This window comes from Streptomyces sp. NRRL S-646, assembly GCF_000720765.1.
Taxonomy (GTDB): Bacteria; Actinomycetota; Actinomycetes; order Streptomycetales; family Streptomycetaceae; genus Streptomyces.
Map to the genome: position 1 here is coordinate 468,402 of NZ_JODC01000001.1, position 17,303 is coordinate 485,704.

Here is a 17,303-nt window from a genome sequence, read left to right on the forward strand (position 1 = left end):
TTCCCCGAAGCCACGGAGAGCTGACGGGAATTCAGAAAGGTGGCGACGGAAACTCAGCGCAGTCCGAAGCGGTGCGCCCACCCCATGACGTCGCCGGTCGTCGCGTTGCCCCCGCACACGACCAGTCCGAGCCGTGCGCCCTCACCTACCCGTTCCAGGACCTGCCGGGCTGCGGGCAGCAGACAGCCGGCCGCGGGTTCGGCCCACACCTTGGCATGGTCGGCGAGGTCGAGCGTGCCCTGCACCGCCTCCCGATCCGGCACCAAGAGCACCTCGTGGACCAGCGCGGACACATGGTCGTAGGTCAGCTGCGAAACGGACGGTGCGCTGAGCGTGCTCACGATGGACGACAGGGCGACCGGCGCCGGCCCGCCCGCCGCCAGTGCCTGTGACATGGCCTGCGCGCCCTCGGTCTCCACACCCCAGATCCGCACCTGTGGCCGCCGGTCCCGCAGCGCCGCCGCGACACCCGAGATCAGTCCTCCGCCTCCGATGCTGACGAGCACATCGGTGACCTCACCCGCGTCGGCGGCGAACTCGAGCCCGACGGTGCCCTGTCCGGCGACGACCACCGGATCGTCGAAGGGATGGACCAGCGTCAGCCCCTCCTCCTGCAGCCTCTCCATCAGCGCGAACGCCTCGCCCATGTCGTCCGTCAGCCGCACCGACGCTCCCGCGGCTTCGGCGATCTCGACCGCGCGGGCGGGTGCCGAGCGCGGCATGACCACCGTGGCCTTCACATCGAGGGCGGCGGCCATGACCGCGAGGGCGATCCCGTGGTTGCCACCGCTGACCGCCACGACTCCGGCGGCCCGCTCACCGGCACTCAGCGACAGCAGCTTCGCCGTCGCGCCGCGCGCCTTGAACGAACCCGTGCGCTGCAGCAGCTCCAGCTTGACGGTGACCGGGGCTCCGAGCAGCGCGGCCAGTCCCGGGCTCGGCAGCGTCGGCGTGCGCAGGACGTGCCCGGCGATGCGTTCGGCCGTGGCTTCGACCTCGGATATCCCGATCAAGACAGTCACCCTTCCCCGGCACGAGGGAGACGAGGGCCCGCACCACTTCGCACCCTGACGCCGGAGACGGCGTAGGTCAAACGGTTCGGCGTTTCGCGGCGGGCGAGGGGCGGCGGTGCCCGCCGCCGAGCGCGAGCAGGCCCGACCACCCCCTCAGAGATCCCGCCGTACCAGATATTCCAGCAAGGACCGCAGCTCCTCCACCGGCCGTGCCTGCAGGGTCGCGTCGGCGAGAGCCGCCTCCACCGCGGCGATGTGCGCGCGCGCCTCGGTCAGCGCCTCTGTCCGGCCGCCCAGCGTCTCGATCAGCGCGGCCGCCTCCGCGGGGTCACCGTCCGCATCCAGAAGTGCGGCAAGTCGGCGGGACGCGGGGGCGCCGGAGTCGAGTGCGGCCAGTACCGGGAACGTCTTCTTTCGTTCCCGCAGATCGCCGTACACGGCTTTTCCGGTGACGGTGGGGTCGCCCCAGATGCCCAGAACGTCGTCGACGACCTGGAAGGCGATCCCGAGGTGCCGCCCGGCACGGTCGAAAGCGTCGATCACCGAAGGCGCAGCGCCGCCGAGCAGGGCGCCCAGCGCCGCGGCGCCGCCGAGCAGCGCGCCGGTCTTGTGCTCGGCCATCGCCCGGTACTCCTCCAGCCGCACCCGCTGCGGCCCCGTCCACGGGCGCGTGGCGAACAACAGGTCGTCCGCCTGGCCGCGCACCAGGTCACCCAGCGCCACCGACAGCACCCGCACGGCCTGCGGCCCGCCCGGTGCCGTGGCGAGGGTCTCGACGGCCAGCGCGAACAGCGCATCGCCCGCGAGGACTGCGGGCCCGGTGCCGTACGCCTTCCAGACGGTGGGGCGGCGGCGCCGGGCCGCGTCACCGTCCATGATGTCGTCGTGCAGCAGGGAGAAGGTGTGCACCAGCTCCACCGCGACCGCCGCGGGCACCCCGGCCCGCCCGGGTGCGCCCGCGGCCTCGGCTGCGAGCACGGCCAGCGCCTGCCGCACGCCCTTCCCGCCCGACGCGCCGGTCGGTGCACCGCCCACCTCGCACCAGCCGAAGGAGTACGCGGCCATCTCACCCACCCAGGGATGCATGCGCCCCACGGCCTCCACCAGCGCAGGCCGTACCAACTCGCGGCAGCGGCCTAGGAGGTGGGGAGCCTCGGCGGGTGTCCGCAGCATCGAAGGAAGCGCCGTCACCGTACGACCTCCGCAGCCACGCCGAACTCCTGCTGCGCCCGCGCCACCATCTCCCGCGCATGCCGCAGTCCGATCCGCTCCAACTCGCCTGCCAGGTCGGCGAGTTCGGCTGCCGTCTCGGCGCGGTCGCGGCCCAGTCGGGCCAGGGACTTGGCGAGCCCCAGCCGCGCCAGCGCCTGCCCGCGTGGTTCGCTCATCGCACGGAACTCCGTGAGAGCCTGCTCGTACAGGTCCCGGGCCTCGGCCCAACGCCCCGCCCGGTACAGGACGTTGCCGCGCATCTTGTGGTTGTACGCCAGTGCGCTGGACAGCCTCATCGCCCGGCAGGCCGTCTCCGCCTCGGACAGCAGCGTCAGCGCCCGCTCGACGTCCCCGTCCCGCACGGACACGATGTCGGCGAGCCCGCGCAGCGCCCAGGCGTGCCCGCGCCGGTCGTCGGCGCGCCCGGCTATCTCGGCCGCCTCCTCGAACAACGCGTACGCGGTGTCGAACTCACCCGTGTTGCGGTGGATCTGCGCGATGCCCTCCAGTGCCCACACCGTGTGCCGCGCCTCGCCGCGCCGCCGGGCCTCCGCGAGCAGCTGCTCGTGCAGCCTGCGGACGGCCTCGTAGTCGCCCTGGATGCGGCCGGTCTCGGCGAGTCCCGCAAGCGAGTAGCCGCGTACGACGACGTCACCGCCGCGTTCGCCGAGTTCGGCCGCGAGCCCCAGCAGCCGCCAGGCCAGCGGGAAGGCGCCGCGCTGCCGGGCCAGGGTGCCGCCGCTCCACAGCGCCCATGCCATCGCGGCCGTGTCCCCGGCCGCACGGGCCGCACGGTAGCTCGCCTTCCACGCCCGGTCGGCGTCCCCGACCTGCCCGAGCCGGCGGTGCGCCTCGGCCACCGCGAGGCCGGACCGGGCCACCTCCCCGTGCTGCCCGGCCCGCTCGGCTGCTCTCAACTCCCGTGTGCCGACGGCCAGTACGTCGGTCAGCGAGGAGTTCACGGAGAGGGTGTTCAGGGCGCCCTGGTATTCCGGGGCGTATGCCTTGCCGTACATGGATCCCTTTCGGTGGCCTGTATACACCCGATCTATACATTCTGTGTATACATGGTGTGTATAGCGCGTCGAAAATAGGCCCTGGCCCATGGGCCAGGGCGTCACCTGTTGGTGATCAAGACGTCGTCGGCGCCGCAGAGGTTGCTCCTGAGGCGCAGATCACTCCGTGGGACTCAGTGCTGCTGGGCCTTCTGCGGCGTCGCCTCGCTCGGCCGTACGACCACGTAACCCTCGCCCTGCAGCATCAGCTGCACGGCCTCCCCGCTGCCGCCGCGCAGCATCGATCCGATGGACTGCGAACGGTGCAGCGAGGTCTGCAGACCGGCCGTCCAGCCCACCACCGCGTCCGTGTCGACATACACCGGGAACTGCGCCGAGACCGGGATGACCAGCGGATTGCCCTCGCACACCAGACCCAGCCGGCCCTGTCCGGTGAAGACACTGTTGAACAGACCGCCGCCGGCGATGCCCGCACCCTTCACCGTCGCGATCCGGTACGACAACGAGGCGTCGAAACACAGGACGTTGCGGCCGTTGACGGTGAACTCGTCACCGGGGTCGACCTCGACGATGAAACAGTTCTGCGCCTCGTGCGCGAACCAGGCCTCGCCCTGCCCGCGCACCGCCATCAGCGGCAGCCCCTCCCCGGTGACCGCGCGCTTGAGCATGCCGCCCACGCCCTGGCCCTTGCGCTCGAACTGGAGGTTGCCGCGGTAGGCGACCATCGCGCCCTGGCGGGCGAGCATCTCGCCGTTCACCGCGTATTTGACGCACTTGGCGTTCTCTATCGTCATGCCGGGCGCGGTGGCCGGCTGGACCATGTGCTCGCTGGAAAAGAGGGAACCCTTCATACGGGCATCCTGTCCCGGAAGATTCCGTTCCGCCAAGATCGCGGGGAGGGTCGGTTTCCGGTGGTCAGGCGCCGAACAGCTGGGTCCAGTACATGCCTGCCGGGCCGCCGCCCGCGAAGCCGATCCCGATGTGGGTGAAGTCGGGCTTGAGAATGTTGGCGCGATGGCCGGGGCTTTTCATCCAGCCGTCCACTACCTCGGCGGGGGAGCGCTGACCGCAGGCTATGTTCTCGCCGATCGAGTGCCGTCGTGAACCCGCGGCCGCGGCCCGGTCCCAGGGCCGGCTTCCGTCCGGTGATGTGTGCGAGTAGAAGGCGCGGGCCACCATGTCCGCGCTGTGCGCCTGCGCCGCGGTGGTGAGCAGGGGGTCGGTGGCCAGGGGCGGCAGACCCGCGCCGGCGCGCTCCCGGTTGGTGAGGTCGACGACCTCGGCCGCCGTCCGCGCCAGGTCGCCCGGGGTGAGCGGCCTGGCCCACAGCGCGGTCCAGTACATGTCGCCCGACCGGCCGTCGCGGGCGTACGCCAGGCCGGCATGCAGGAAGGCCGGGTCGCACAGGGTGCGGCCGGACTGCTCCTCGCTCAGGCAATAGCGGACGAACTCGGCGGGCGTACGCGGACCGGAGACCAGGTGCTCGCCGACGGTGAGATACGTGTATCCGGCGGCTGTGACGCGCTGGTGGACGGAGAGTCCGTCCCGGCCCTCGACGCCCAGGCAGCCTGCCGAGGCCATGGCCTCGGCGTGGGCGCGGGCCGCCGATGTCAGACGGGCATCAAGGGCCACGGGCGGGGAACCGGCTTCGGCACGGGCGGAGTTGACCAGGCTGAGAAAGCCGTCCGGGTCGGGGGAGTTCCGTGCAGTGGTGGCGGCCGGGGCGGGGGAGTGGGAGCCGGTCCTGGGGATCAGTGGCGTCGAGGACGTCGGCCGGGTTCCGGCGCGCGGTGGTGTGGGCCGGGACGGTGCAGATGGCGGTGTCGAGGGAGTGAGACGGGTCGGTGCTGTCGGTGTTGTGGGGAGGAACGGCCAGTTCGGTCGCGTCGGGGCTGTGGGCGGGGGCGGTGGCGCCGAGGACGTGCCCCCGTCACCGGGTGCCTGTCGCGTCACAGAGCCGGTCTGCACCCCGGGTGCCGTGGCCGGCGCCGCCGCGGTCCCGTCGTCGAGCACGTCCACGCCGAAGTCCCGTGCAAGCCCGGCGAGTCCGTCGGCGTAGCCCTGCCCCAGGGCCCGCAGCTTCCAGCCGCCGCCCCGCCGGTAGATCTCCGCGAGCAGCAGCACCGTCTCCTGGCCCGGGCGTGGCGGGGCGAAGCGGGCGAGTGGGCGGCCGGATGCAGCCGAGACGTGGAGCGTGGGCGCGGGCAGGCGGGCCAGGGGAGTGCCGGGCTCGGCCGGGCTGACGACCACCGTGACCCTGGTGGCTCCCGGGCGCAGCCTCGGCGGGTCGACGGTGAGGGTGTCGCCGCCGAGTCTGGCGCCCGGGGCGGAGGGCTGGTTGTAGAACACGAAGTCACCGTCGCCGCGGACCCTGCCCCCGTCGTCCGTGATCAGCGCGGACACGTCGAAGGGGCCGGGCACCCGGACGGTCACGGCACCGTCCGGAAGGGGCATGTTGCCCCCGGGCACCAATTCGCTCATCCCGCCGCCCCGGTGTCGTCGCTCACCCCTCGATGGGCTCCACCGGACAACGTCCACCGGGGCGGCCGGGTTCCCCGTCGGCTCAGTTCCGGGCAATCCCGGGAGCGATGTCCTCGTAGCGCTCGACGGGCGGTGCGGCGCGCCGTACCTTCGGCTGCTTGCCGCAGAACGCGGACTCCATCGTGCCCTGCATCGTGTTGAGCACGGCAACGTTGTTGGACGTGGTGGCCACAGCCGTGAAGCTGCGCCGGCCGTCCTTGGTGGCGAACGCGTACGTGTAGTAGCCCTGGACGACGCCCGTGTGCCCGTACACCGAGACCCCGCAGGGCAGGTCGCGGCGCCCCAGCCCCAGCCCGTACCCCTGGGTGCTGCTCACCGGCACCATGCGCTCCATCTGCCGCAGCTGCGCGGGCGAGGTCAGCCGGCCGCCGAGCAGGGCGGACAGGAAGGTGTTCAGGTCCCGCGTGGTGGAGATGACCGCGCCCGCGCTCTGCGCCCAGGACATCGTCTGCTCGGTCGCGTCGATCAGGGGCGCGTCCTTCTCGTCCGGGGTGAGATAGCCCCTGGCGTGGCGGCCGGGAATCTGCGCGCCGGGGTGGACGTAGAAGGTGTCGCGCAGTTTCAGCGGCTTGATGATGCGGTTCTCGTACTCCGTCCGTACGGAGTGGCCGGTCAGCTTCTCGATGAGCATGCCGGCGACGAGGAAGTTGGTGTTGGAGTACGAGAACGAGCCCGGGGCGCTGGTGCGCGGGTGCCACAACGAGCGCTTGACGAGTTCACGGTAGGTGAAGACCTTGCTGCGGACCTCCTGGAAGCCGGGCACCGTCTTCGCGAACATCGTGTTCGTGTAGTCGTACAGGCCGCTTCGGTGGCCCAGAATCTCGCGCACTGTGATCGTCCGGTCCGGGAGCAGCCCCGGCAGATATCGGTCGACCGGGGCGTCGAGTCTCAGCTTGCCCTCGTCGGCCAGTTGCAACAGCACGACGGCCGTGAAGGTCTTGGTGACGCTGCCGATACGGAACCGGTCGGCGTTGCTGATCGCCCGTCTGCTCCTGCGGTCCGCGATGCCCATGGCGGCCCATTCGACTCTGCCGTGGTCGTCGATCCGGGCGATCGCGCCCGGTGCGCCCTGTTTCAGCGCGGTGACAAGGCGGCCTTGAAGGCCCATCAGGTCGGGCCTGGGCAGCGGCACGGTGGGGGTGGCATGCGAGGGGACCGCGAGCAGGGAGAGCACGACCGTTCCCAGGACCGTGCCCTTGGATGCGAGATGAGTCACATTCACGTGAGGCAACTTTCTTCCGTGTCGTCACATCTCCACAGTCGACGCACAGTTGGTCACCCACTGATCACTGAGCGATGTGGATTTGCAAAGTATTGCCATATATCGCACGGAAAGCGATATTTTAGTCTTTACATGGACATGACTCGTCCGAAAGGGTTTCTTGCCGGGGCCCGACCAGCCCCCATGGCGCTCAACGGCGCCATGCATCAAGGCGGTTGGTGATCCCGGCCGCCTTGCAAGGAAGGACCCTCATCAGTGCGTAGACCGCACATACGCAGCGTGGCGGTTGCCGTCGCCGTGACGACGGCCGCCACGGGCCTGGCCGGCACCGCCTTCGGCACCACCACGGGGACGGGTCGCACCGCTGCCACTGCCGGCACCTCGGCCGCGTCCGTGGTGTCCGCCGCCCGCGCAGCCGCCTTCGCCCACTCGTCCGCGACCGGCGTCTCCCAGGGCGACGAACTGCAGGCCGTGGACGTCATGATCGACCCGGAGGGTGCCCGGCACGTCCGGTTCACCCGGGCGCACCAGGGCATGCAGGTGCTCGGCGGCGACCTCGTCGTCCACCTCACCAGGCAGCTGGCGTACGCGGGTGTCACGCGGGCTGCCGGACAAACCGTCAAGCCGGCTGCCGCCACCGCCGCCAAGCTGTCGGCCGCCGAGGCCCAGCAGAAGGCGGCCACGGCCGCCAAGGGTGACGCCGGTGCCGCCGAGCTCGTCGTGGACGCCCGCGACGGCGCGTCCGCCCTCGCCTACCAGGTGCGGGTCAGCGACAGCGGCACCGCCGAGGGCACCGGCTCCCGGACGGTCGTCGTCGACGCCGTCACCGGCAAGGTGCGCAGCAACACGCCCGACAGCGACGAGTTCCTCTCACCCGGGCTGCTCGACACCCTGCGCGAGCGCGGCGAGAAGCTCGACCCCGCCACCGGCGCCGGTGCACAGACCGCTGGACTCACCGCCGCGTCGGCTTCGTCCGCGGCCGGCGCCACCCGCTATCCGTCGACGGCCCACGGCACCGGCAAGTCCATCTTCGTCGGCACGGTGCCGCTGACCACCACCCGCACGGCCCGCACCACCTACCTCCTCAAGGACCCGACCCGCTGGGGCACCGAGACCCGGGACGCCAAGGGCCAGGAGCTGGAGAGCTTCGCCCGCGGCAAGAAGATCACCACCAGCAACGACGTCTTCGGCAACGGCAGGGTCACCAGCCGCAACAGCGCCGCCGCCGACGCCCAGTACGGCGTCACCGAGACCCTGGACTTCTACAAGAAGACCTTCGGTCGCAAGGGCATCGAGAACAACGGCAAGGGCGCCCACGCCATGGTCCACTTCGGCAACAAGGTGGCCAACGCGTTCTGGGACTCGACGTGTGACTGCATGCTCTACGGCGACGGCGACGGCGACATGTTCAAGAAGCCGCTGGTCGCCCTGGACGTCACCGGCCACGAGCTGACCCACGGCGTCGTGGACGCCACCGCCAAGCTGGAGCCCACCCGTGTCGATGCGCAGGGCAACCAGTACGGCGAGCCGGGCGCGCTGAACGAGTCGCTCGCCGACATCTTCGGCTCCAACGTCGAGTTCTTCACGAACAATGCGTCGGACAAGCCGGACTACCTCATCGGCGAGAAGATGGGCCTGGCCCAGAAGTTCCTGCGCCGCCTCGACCACCCGTCGCTCGACCGGCTCGAGGGCACCATCGACTACTGGTCGCCCGAGGCGTACGACGCCGAGGTGCACGCCGGCTCCGGCGTCTCCTCGCACGCGTACTACCTGCTCGCCGAGGGCAGCGGCCAGAAGACGATCGGCGGCGTCAGGTACGACTCGCCGACCTATGACGGCTCGACGGTCAAGGGCATCGGCCGCACCAAGGCCACGGCCATCTTCTACCGGGCCCTGACCCGCTACATGGTCTCCACGACCGACTTCCACGACGCGCGCGACGCGACGCTGAAGGCGGCCAAGGACCTGTACGGGGCGAACAGCACGGAGTACAAGACGGTGGACCTGGCCTGGGCCGCCGTCAACGTCAACTCGGCCAACACCCCGGCCGCACACCGCTGATTGCGAAACCATGACACCGGTCCGGGTGCCCCTGTCAGGTGGGCACCCGGATCTGGCAGATCTACCCTCTTCTGAAGGGCGCCCGGTCACTACTGCCCTGCGGCGGCCGAACTCAAGTGCGACAATGCATACGCGGCCACCGTTGCCGGTCCCCGCACACAGCTGTATCTCCCGCAGGTGAGCACGAAGCCCGTCCGGCTGGAGGAGTGGATGTCCCCCGACAACCTCGGCGAAACCACCGGTGCGGGGCGTCGGGGCCCGCGGTGGCTCCGGCACGCCGAAGGACCTCGCCCGGTGAGGGCCCGCTCCGCCCGGGCCGGCCGCCTGGGGGCCCTCCTGTTGCTGGCCGGCGCCATCCAGGCGACCCCGGTGCACGCAACCGATGATCAGACCCCGTTCACCGTGGTGGGAGCGCCCGCGGACCGCCGGGGGGTCGTCACCTGGGGTGCGAGCGCCGATCGCATGGACGACGCGGCCGCCGACCGCGGCTACCGCCTCGTCGTCCACACCAGCACGGCCGGCAGCGACCTGCGGATCCGCCTCTCCAACGCCTTCGGGGACCGGCCGGTGACCTTCGACAGCGTCTACGCCGGCCTCCGGCAGGAGGGCGCGCGACTCGTCCCCGGCAGCAACCGCCGGATGACCTTCGGCGGCGCCCGCTCCGTCACCGTCCCCGCGGGCGCCGCCGCTCTCAGCGACCCCCTGCCAGGCCAACTGCCCGCTGCGACCGACCTCGTGGTCAGCATCCACTCACCGGACGCCGCCGGACCCGCGACCGGCCACTGGATGGCCATGCAGACGTCCTACACGACCGAGGGCGACCACACCGCCGAGGAGAGCGCCGCCAACTGGACGCAGACGACCGGCTCCTGGTTCTACCTGGACGCCGTCTCCGTACGCCCGACCGCCGGCACCGCAGCGGTCGTGGCCCTCGGCGACTCCATCACCGACGGCTGGCAGTCCACCACCGACCTCGACCGCCGCTGGCCCGACTACCTCGCCCGCCGGCTGCGGTCCTTCGGCGGCCACGTCAAGGGCGTCGCGAACGAAGGGATCTCCGGCAACCAGGTCCTCGCGGACGGCGGCGGCCAGAGCGCCCTGAAGCGGCTGCAGCGCGACGTCCTCTCCCAGCCCGGCGTCCGCACCGTGTTCCTCTTCGAAGGCGTCAACGACATCAAGGCCCATACCGGAGTCACCGCCCAGGACCTGATCGCCGGCTACCGCGAGATCGTCGAGCGCGCGCACGCGGCCGGCAAGTGCGTCGTCGGCGCGACCGTGGCCCCGTACAAGGGCTGGCCGGAATGGGATCCGGCCGGCGAGAAGGTACGCGGGGCAGTGAACCAATTCATCCGCGGCAGCGGCGAGTTCGACGGCGTGACCGACTTCGATCATGTCCTTCGCAGCCCCTACGACCCCGAGCGCATCCGTCCCGTCTTCGACGGCGGCGACCATCTGCACCCCAACGACAAGGGCATGCAGGCCATGGCCGACGCCGTCGATCTGACGAGCCTCGACTGCGCCGCCCGGCACCCCGGCGGCTGAGGTCAGCCCGAAGCCGTCGGCTCCGGTGCGATCAGCCCCTGCCGGTAGGCGATCGCCACCGCCTCCGTACGGCTCGAAGCACCCAGCTTGGCCAGGATGTTGGAGACGTGGACGCTCGCCGTCTTGCCGGTGATGAACAACTCCTCGCCGATCTGCCGGTTGCTGCGGCCGCGCGCAAGGAGCCGCAGCACGTCCTGCTCCCGGGCGGTCAGCGGCGAGGGGCGCTCCCCGTGCGACGGGGCGGTGCCGAGACGGCCGCGGCGTATCAGACCGTCGATCCGCTCCAGCAGGGGCGCCGCGCCGAGCCGCTCGGCCACCGCTCTCGCCTCGCGGGCCTGCACGGCCGCGTCCTCGCGCCGCTCTGCGGCCAACAGGGCCTCGGCGAACCGCACTTGGCAGCGGACGCGCTCGTACACGTCCCCGAAGCCGAACGCGGTCACTGCCTTCTCCCAGGCGCCCGCGTCAGGCCCGGACACCGCCCGCAGCCATTCCGCCTCGGCGCGAGCCAGCCAGGCGATCCCCTCGGGCCCCTGCGGGGTGCCGTCCTCGTCGTGCAGGGCTGTCTGCCGGGCGAGCTCGACCAGTTCGTCCGCGGTGTCCTTCCAGCGGTGCCACTCGCCACCGGACGATCGCAGTTCCATGGCCGCGTCGGCCACCGCCGACAGGGCGAGCGCCGCGAACCGCACCGTGGCGCTGGGTCGGCGGCCCGCGTCGTCGGTCAGCGCGCCGACCGTCGCCCGGGTCCGCTCCACCGCCGCCTCCGGCTCGCCACGCAGCAGGGCCGCCTCGGTCAGCGCGATGCCCGCAACCAGCGTGGCCATCCAGTCGAAGGGCCCCTCCAGCAGGACCCGTGCCCGCTCGACGGCACCCAGGTCCCCACGGGCCAGCGCCACATACAGGGCGGGTCCCATCGCATACCCGCCCGCCGAGGGCAGCACGTCCGCGTCCGCCGCCGCGGCCTGTACACACTCGTCCCAGCGGCCCAGCGTGTACAGCACCAGCAGATGCAGGTAACGCATCTCCAGCGGATACAGCGACGACAGCAGCCCGGCCCGGCGGGCGCGCTCCAGACCCTCGGTGACCCACGGCAGACAGCCCTCCAGGTCACCCGCCTCGAAGCAGCCGACGGCGAGGTTGAACAGGGCGCGCATCTCCACGGGCGCGTTCCCCGCCCGCCGGGCCAGCTCCCGGGCCTCCTTCAGCCGCTCACGGCCCTCGACGGTGCGCCGGCCGCCGCCCTCCAGGATCGCCAGCGAGATGAGCAGGTCGGCCTGCGCGTCCGCGACACCCAGCTGTTCGGCGATCCGCAGGGCTTCGTGAGCGACCCGCACCGCCGTCTCGTCATCTCCGATGTGGCGGGCCGCCATGACATGCGTGGCCGCCGCCCACACCCAGGTCCGGGTCGGCGGCTCGGCGGGGATCATGGCGAGTGCCTCGCTGCTGTAGGCGAACGCGGCCGTCAGACTGTCGACGCTCATCAGATTGCCGGCCAGCGTGTACCGGACCCGGGCGGCGAGTTCGGAGTCCGTGTCCTGGCCGATGCCGGCGAGCGCGGCCCGGGTGAGGGACACCGCCCGGTGCGACTCACCGGCGTGCGCGGCCGCCGCCGAGGCGCGCAGTGTGAGCGTCACCCGGTCGATGCCGTCGCCCGAGGGCCGGGCCGCCGGGTCCACCGACGCCCACAGGTCGAGGGCGGTCTCCAGATGCCGCAGTTCCTCGGCGGGCGCGCCCACCCGGTCGGCGTGCCCGGCCGCCTCCAGGGATGCGGCGAGCGCCTCGGCCAGGTCATGGCTCTCGCGGTAGTGATGGGCGCGCTCGGCGGCGCTCTCGGCGGGGTGCCCGCGTCCCGCGAGCAGCCGGGCGAACGCGCCGTGCAGCCGGGCCCGTTCGCCGGGCAGCAGATCCGCGTAGACCGCCTCCCGGGCCAGGGCGTGCCGGAAGGCGTAGGTGTCGGCGTCGCCGGGGACCAGGAGCTGGTGGCCGATGGCCTCGCGCAGGGCCGCCTCCAGCTCGTCCTCGGGCAGCCCGACCGCCTCGCGCAGCAGGTCGTGCTCCACGCGCCGCCCGGCGACGGCGGCGGTGCGCAGCACCTGCTGGGCGGTGTCGGACAGCTGCTCGATGCGGATGAGGAGGACGTCGGCCAGGCCGCTGGGGACGCCGCCCGCCTCCGTGCCCGTGGCCGCGAGCAGCTCCTCCGCGTAGAAGGCGTTGCCCTCGGCGCGCTCGACGATCCCGCGGACCGTGGCCTCCGGCAGCGGGCGCTCCTGCAGCGCGCGCACCAGCCGGGTCACCTCGGCATCCGCCATGGGCCGCAGCTCCAGCCGCTCCACGGCCGGCAGCCGTACCAGCTCGGCCAGGAGCGGGCGCAGGGGATGCCGGCGGTGCAGGTCGTCCGCCCGGTAGGAGGCGAACACCGCCAGCCGGTGCGTGGGCGCACCTCCGGCCGGTCGCTGCAGAATGCCGCGGCTGAGCAGGAAGCGCAGCAGGTCCCGGGAGGACTGGTCGGCCCAGTGCAGGTCCTCCAGGACCAGCAGCAGCGGAGCGATCCCCGACAGGTCGGCCAGCAGTCCCGCCATGCCCTCGAACAGCCGCAGCCGCCCTCCGCCACTGTCCGAACGTGTGGCGGGACCCCCCTCGTCCCGCGCCGCGTCCGTGCCCGCACCCCGCAGCCGGTCCACCACCGGATGCGCGGCCAGCACATCCGCGAACCGCTCGTCGGCCGCCAGCGCGCCCAGGACCTCGGTGAACGGCAGATACGGCAGCCCGACGTCACCGAGGTCGACGCAGTGACCGGTGAGGACCGTCATCCCGGCCCGGGCGGCCCGCCCCGCGACCTCGTCCAGCACCCGCGTCTTGCCCACCCCGGCGTCCCCGGCGAGCAGCAGGGCCCGGGCCTCTCCGCCCCGGGCACGCTCCAGCATCCCGGCGAGCCGGGCGATCTCCTCGTCCCGGCCGATCAGCGGCGTGGTCAACATGGTCTGCGGCACGGATCCATCCTGGCACGCGGCACTGACAGTGCGGCCTGCGAACAGGAGCGGTCAGGGCCCAGGTGGCCTTGGCGAAGTCCGCCGCGGGCGGTCCGCGCCCCAAAGGGGCGCGGGGCTGCATTGACATGCGGCTCCACCGCGTGGGCGCGACCAGCCACAAGCGCCCGCAGACAGCTCACCGCCCATCCGGCGAAGCGCTCAGCGAAGCGTCTCCGCCCAGTTCGCCGGCACCCGCCCGGCAGGCCCCGGCGCCGGCTGGTCCGCGGGATGGCTCACCGGGGGAGCGAGGTCGGGCCCGGACTCGTACAGCTCGTTGGTGTCGAAGTCCCAGAACCAGCCCTCACCGGGCTCGAAACTGCGGATCACCGGGTGGCCGGTGTCCCGGTAGTGGGCGCTGGCGTGCTTGGCGGGCGAGTCGTCGCAACAGCCGATGTGCCCGCACTGCGCGCAGCGTCGCAGGTGGAACCACCAGCCGCCGGCCGCGTCGCACTCGACGCACCCGTTGCCGCTCGGGGGGACGGCGGGGTCGATTCCGTTGGCGCTGGTCATGCGGGCTCCTCCGGTGTGTCGTCGTCCGTCGCGGTCAGGGGCAGCAGGACCTGGAAGCGGGTGTCCCCGGGTTCGGACTCCACCTGGAGGGTGCCGTGGTGCTTGTTGACGACGATCCGCCAGGAGATGTCCAGACCCAGCCCGGTGCCCTCGCCCACCGGCTTGGTGGTGAAGAACGGGTCGAAGATACGGCCGCGGATGTCCTGCGGCACGCCGGGCCCGGTGTCGCGGAACTCCACCAGCAGCCGGTCGTGATCGAGAGCCGTCCGCACCGTCAACGTGCCTTCCCCGCCGACGCTGTTGATGGCGTGGACCGCGTTGTCGATCAGGTTGGTCCACACCTGATTCAGCTCCGCCGGGTAGGCCGGGATCTTCGGCAGGGTGCGGTCGTAGTCCTTGACGACCTCGATCCGCGAGCCGATCTTGCCCGACAGCATCAGCAGCGTGCTGTCGAGGAGTTCGTGGACGTCGGCGTTCTGGTACGGGGCCCGGTCGAGCTGCGAGTACTGCTTGGCCGCGTCGACCAGGTGCGAGATACGCGTCGTGGAGTCCTCGATCTCGTCCATCAACAGCTCGGTCTCGACCGTGTAGTTGAGCCAGCCGATCGCCCCGGGCAGGATCTCCGGGTCCACCTCCGCCGCCACCTGGTCCAGCCAGTCGACGTCGAGACCGGCCTGCACGAACGTGGGCGCGAGCCGCCAGCCGTCCGGGATGCCGTGGTCGTCGAGCCAGTCGGTGAGGGCGTCCTCCCGGTCCGAGGCCTCCAGCGGGCTCAACGTCGGTGCCTTGGCGACCAGTTCGGCGGTGCGCTCCTGGACCTCGATGAGGTTCGCCAGGGCCTCGCGCGGATACGGGCCTGCGGAGATCACGCCCAGTTTGTGCCGCATCTTCGCGACCCGCTCGCGCAGCGTCGCGGTGGCCCGCACGGCCGCCGCCGCCGGGTTGTTGAGCTCATGGGTGAGCCCGGCGGACAACGAGCCCAGCGCCAGCAGCCGTTCCCGCTGCCCGATGGCCCGCTGGGTGCTCTTCGTACCGAAGAACAGCCCCTCCAGCAGATGCACCGCCATCGGGAACCACTCCTGCATGATGGCAGCGAACGTGTCGGCGGGCAGCACGAAGAACCGCGTCGGCTCCGTGACGCGCATCGAGTTGTTGTAGCCCTGCCGGACCCGGTCGCCGAGATACGCCTGCATGGCCCCCGAGTACACGCCGGGCTGCGAGGTGCGCGTCACCTCGACATCGTCACCGCCGACCCGGCGGGACAGCACGACCGTACCCTCGATCATCACGAAGAAGCAGGTGGCGGGCTCGCCCTCGGTGTACACGGGCCCTGCCTCGAACCGCTCCACCCGCCCCTCGCTGCACAGCCGCCCCAACTGCTCCGGGGTGAGCTTCTCGAACAGGAACAGCGAACCGATCTCCTGCGGACTGCAGGGCATGACCTGCCCGCTCACGACTGCTCCAGATACCGGTGGACGAGCATCACGGCCATGGCTCCCTCTCCGACGGCGGACGCGACCCGTTTCGCGGATTCGGCGCGGGCGTCGCCCGCCACGAACACGCCGGGAATGTTGGTCTCCAGGTGGTATGGCGGCCGGTCCAGCTCCCAGTCCGCCGGCGGCCGCCCGTCCGGGGTCAGGTCGGGCCCGGCCAGGATGAACCCGTGCTCGTCACGCAGCACCGTCCCGTCGAGCCAGTCGGTCAGCGGTGCCGCGCCGATGAACACGAACATCCACTGGGCGTCGACGAGTTCGGTCTCCCCGGTCTCCGTGTCACGCAGGGTGAGCTGCTCAAGCCGGCCGGAGCCGTGCGCGGACTCGACGACCGTGCGGGCGCGCACCGAGATGTTCGGCGCCTCGTTGATCTGCTGGATCAGGTAGTACGACATCGACGCGGACAGGTCCGCCCCGCGCACCAGCAGCGTGACCGACTTGGCGCCCCGGGCCAGGTACATGGCCGCCTGCCCGGCCGAGTTGGCGCCGCCGACGATGTACACGTCATGGCCCTGGCAGGAGGCCGCCTCGGTCAGCGCCGAGCCGTAGAACACCCCGCAGCCGGTCAGGTCGTTGCAGCCCGGCGCGTTCAGCTGCCGGTACGACACACCGGTCGCCAGGATCACGCTGTGCGCGGCGACCGCCGAGCCGTCGGAGAACCGCACGGTCCGTGCGGCCCCGTTGACCTCCAGTCCCGTCACCTGGCGGGCGGTGAGGATCTCGGCGCCGAACTTCGCCGCCTGCCGCCGCGCCCGGTCGGTGAGCTGCGCCCCGGACACGCCGTCCGGGAAGCCCAGGTAGTTCTCGATCCGCGAGCTCTGACCCGCCTGCCCGCCGGTCGCCGACCGCTCCACGAGCACGGTCCGCAGCCCCTCCGAGGCCCCGTACACCGCGGCCCCGAGCCCGGCGGGCCCGCCGCCGATGACGACGAGGTCGTAGAAGTCCGCGGCCGGCGTGGTCGCCAGCCCCACCCGCGCGGCCAGCTCGGGCGCCTCCGGCTCGACGAGGGGCGTCCCGTCCGGGGTGATCACGAGCGGCAGCCGCTGGCCGTCCTGCCCGGCCGCCGCCAGCAGCCGCTTACCCTCGGGTTCGTCCGCCGAGTACCAGCGGTAGGGCACCTGGTTGCGGGCCAGGAACTCCCGTACGTCCGAGGAACGCGCCGACCAGCGGTGCCCGACCACCTTGGTGCTGGGCACCGGGCGGAAGTCGCTGCAGCGCCACGCCTCCAGCAGGTCGTCCAGGACGGGGTAGAGCTTCTCCTCCGGCGGGTCCCAGGGCTTGAGCAGATAGTGGTCCAGGTCGACGACGTTGATCGCGTCGATGGCCGCGCTGGTGTCCGCGTACGCGGTCAGCAGCACCCGCCGGGCGCCCGGGTACACATCCAGGGCCTGTTCCAGGAACTCGATGCCGTTCATCTGCGGCATGCGGTAGTCGGCCAGGATCACGGCGACCAGGTCGCCGCGCAGCTTCAGCTCCCGCAGCGCCTCCAGCGCGGACTCGCCGGACTCCGCGCGCACGATCCGGTACGACTCGCCGTAGCGCCGCCGCAGATCACGGGCGACGGCCCGGGAGACTCCCGGATCGTCGTCGACGGTCATGATGACGGTCCGCGCTGCGTCGGACGCCTGTGCCATACGTCTCCCACCCCGAGTGGTCGGACTGACGGC

General features: G+C 71.8%; 12 protein-coding genes. 2 read left to right on the forward strand and 10 right to left on the reverse strand.

Features of this window, described 5'->3' with window-relative positions; genetic code table 11:
- Positions 1 to 53 precede the first annotated feature (53 nt).
- The 6 genes from IH68_RS0102270 to IH68_RS0102295 all read right to left on the reverse strand — a co-directional run bounded on the left by IH68_RS0102270 (position 54) and on the right by IH68_RS0102295 (position 7,013).
- Complete coding sequence (locus tag IH68_RS0102270) at positions 54 to 1,013, reverse strand: threonine/serine dehydratase (RefSeq protein ID WP_030927419.1); 960 nt, start codon at positions 1,011 to 1,013, stop codon at positions 54 to 56.
- Positions 1,014 to 1,166: 153 nt separating this feature from the next.
- Positions 1,167 to 2,204 carry a polyprenyl synthetase family protein gene (locus IH68_RS0102275; RefSeq protein ID WP_030927421.1) on the reverse strand — a complete coding sequence of 346 codons (1,038 nt, stop codon included), beginning with the start codon at positions 2,202 to 2,204 and terminating at the stop codon, positions 1,167 to 1,169.
- Positions 2,201 to 3,241, reverse strand: a complete 1,041-nt coding sequence (locus IH68_RS0102280; RefSeq protein ID WP_030927423.1) for a tetratricopeptide repeat protein — start codon at positions 3,239 to 3,241, stop codon at positions 2,201 to 2,203. Before IH68_RS0102280 ends, IH68_RS0102275 begins: the two co-directional genes overlap by 4 nt.
- A 173-nt stretch (positions 3,242 to 3,414) precedes the next feature.
- The gene (locus tag IH68_RS0102285) at positions 3,415 to 4,092 is read right to left on the reverse strand and encodes an AIM24 family protein (RefSeq protein WP_030927425.1); all 678 of its coding nucleotides are present in this window, start codon (positions 4,090 to 4,092) and stop codon (positions 3,415 to 3,417) included.
- A gap of 64 nt (positions 4,093 to 4,156) precedes the next feature.
- Positions 4,157 to 5,722 carry a CAP domain-containing protein gene (locus IH68_RS0102290; protein ID WP_030927427.1) on the reverse strand — a complete coding sequence of 522 codons (1,566 nt, stop codon included), beginning with the start codon at positions 5,720 to 5,722 and terminating at the stop codon, positions 4,157 to 4,159.
- An 82-nt stretch (positions 5,723 to 5,804) separates the two neighbouring features.
- The gene (locus IH68_RS0102295; RefSeq protein WP_234341149.1) at positions 5,805 to 7,013 is read right to left on the reverse strand and encodes a serine hydrolase domain-containing protein; all 1,209 of its coding nucleotides are present in this window, start codon (positions 7,011 to 7,013) and stop codon (positions 5,805 to 5,807) included.
- A 246-nt stretch (positions 7,014 to 7,259) separates the two neighbouring features.
- Between IH68_RS0102295 and IH68_RS0102300 the strand changes: the two genes are divergently transcribed.
- Both IH68_RS0102300 and IH68_RS0102305 read left to right on the forward strand, forming a co-directional pair.
- Positions 7,260 to 9,065 carry a M4 family metallopeptidase gene (locus IH68_RS0102300; RefSeq protein WP_030927432.1) on the forward strand — a complete coding sequence of 602 codons (1,806 nt, stop codon included), beginning with the start codon at positions 7,260 to 7,262 and terminating at the stop codon, positions 9,063 to 9,065.
- Positions 9,066 to 9,359: 294 nt separating this feature from the next.
- Complete coding sequence (locus IH68_RS0102305; RefSeq protein ID WP_030927434.1) at positions 9,360 to 10,607, forward strand: SGNH/GDSL hydrolase family protein; 1,248 nt, start codon at positions 9,360 to 9,362, stop codon at positions 10,605 to 10,607.
- Between the two features lie 2 nt (positions 10,608 to 10,609).
- Here IH68_RS0102305 and IH68_RS0102310 read toward each other — a convergent pair whose 3' ends face one another.
- The 4 genes from IH68_RS0102310 to IH68_RS0102325 all read right to left on the reverse strand — a co-directional run bounded on the left by IH68_RS0102310 (position 10,610) and on the right by IH68_RS0102325 (position 17,270).
- A complete protein-coding gene (locus IH68_RS0102310) occupies positions 10,610 to 13,582 on the reverse strand; it encodes a helix-turn-helix transcriptional regulator (protein WP_420718966.1) in 2,973 nt (990 codons plus the stop codon).
- Between the two features lie 210 nt (positions 13,583 to 13,792).
- Positions 13,793 to 14,143, reverse strand: coding sequence for a UBP-type zinc finger domain-containing protein (locus IH68_RS0102315; RefSeq protein ID WP_030927438.1), 351 nt, complete (start codon positions 14,141 to 14,143; stop codon positions 13,793 to 13,795).
- Positions 14,140 to 15,597 (reverse strand): ATP-binding protein, encoded by a 1,458-nt coding sequence (locus tag IH68_RS0102320; protein ID WP_030927440.1) that lies wholly within the window; start codon positions 15,595 to 15,597, stop codon positions 14,140 to 14,142. Before IH68_RS0102320 ends, IH68_RS0102315 begins: the two co-directional genes overlap by 4 nt.
- Positions 15,594 to 17,270 (reverse strand): FAD-dependent oxidoreductase, encoded by a 1,677-nt coding sequence (locus tag IH68_RS0102325; protein WP_030927442.1) that lies wholly within the window; start codon positions 17,268 to 17,270, stop codon positions 15,594 to 15,596. The genes IH68_RS0102320 and IH68_RS0102325 overlap by 4 nt, the downstream gene beginning before the upstream one ends.
- Between the last annotated feature and the right edge of the window lie 33 nt (positions 17,271 to 17,303).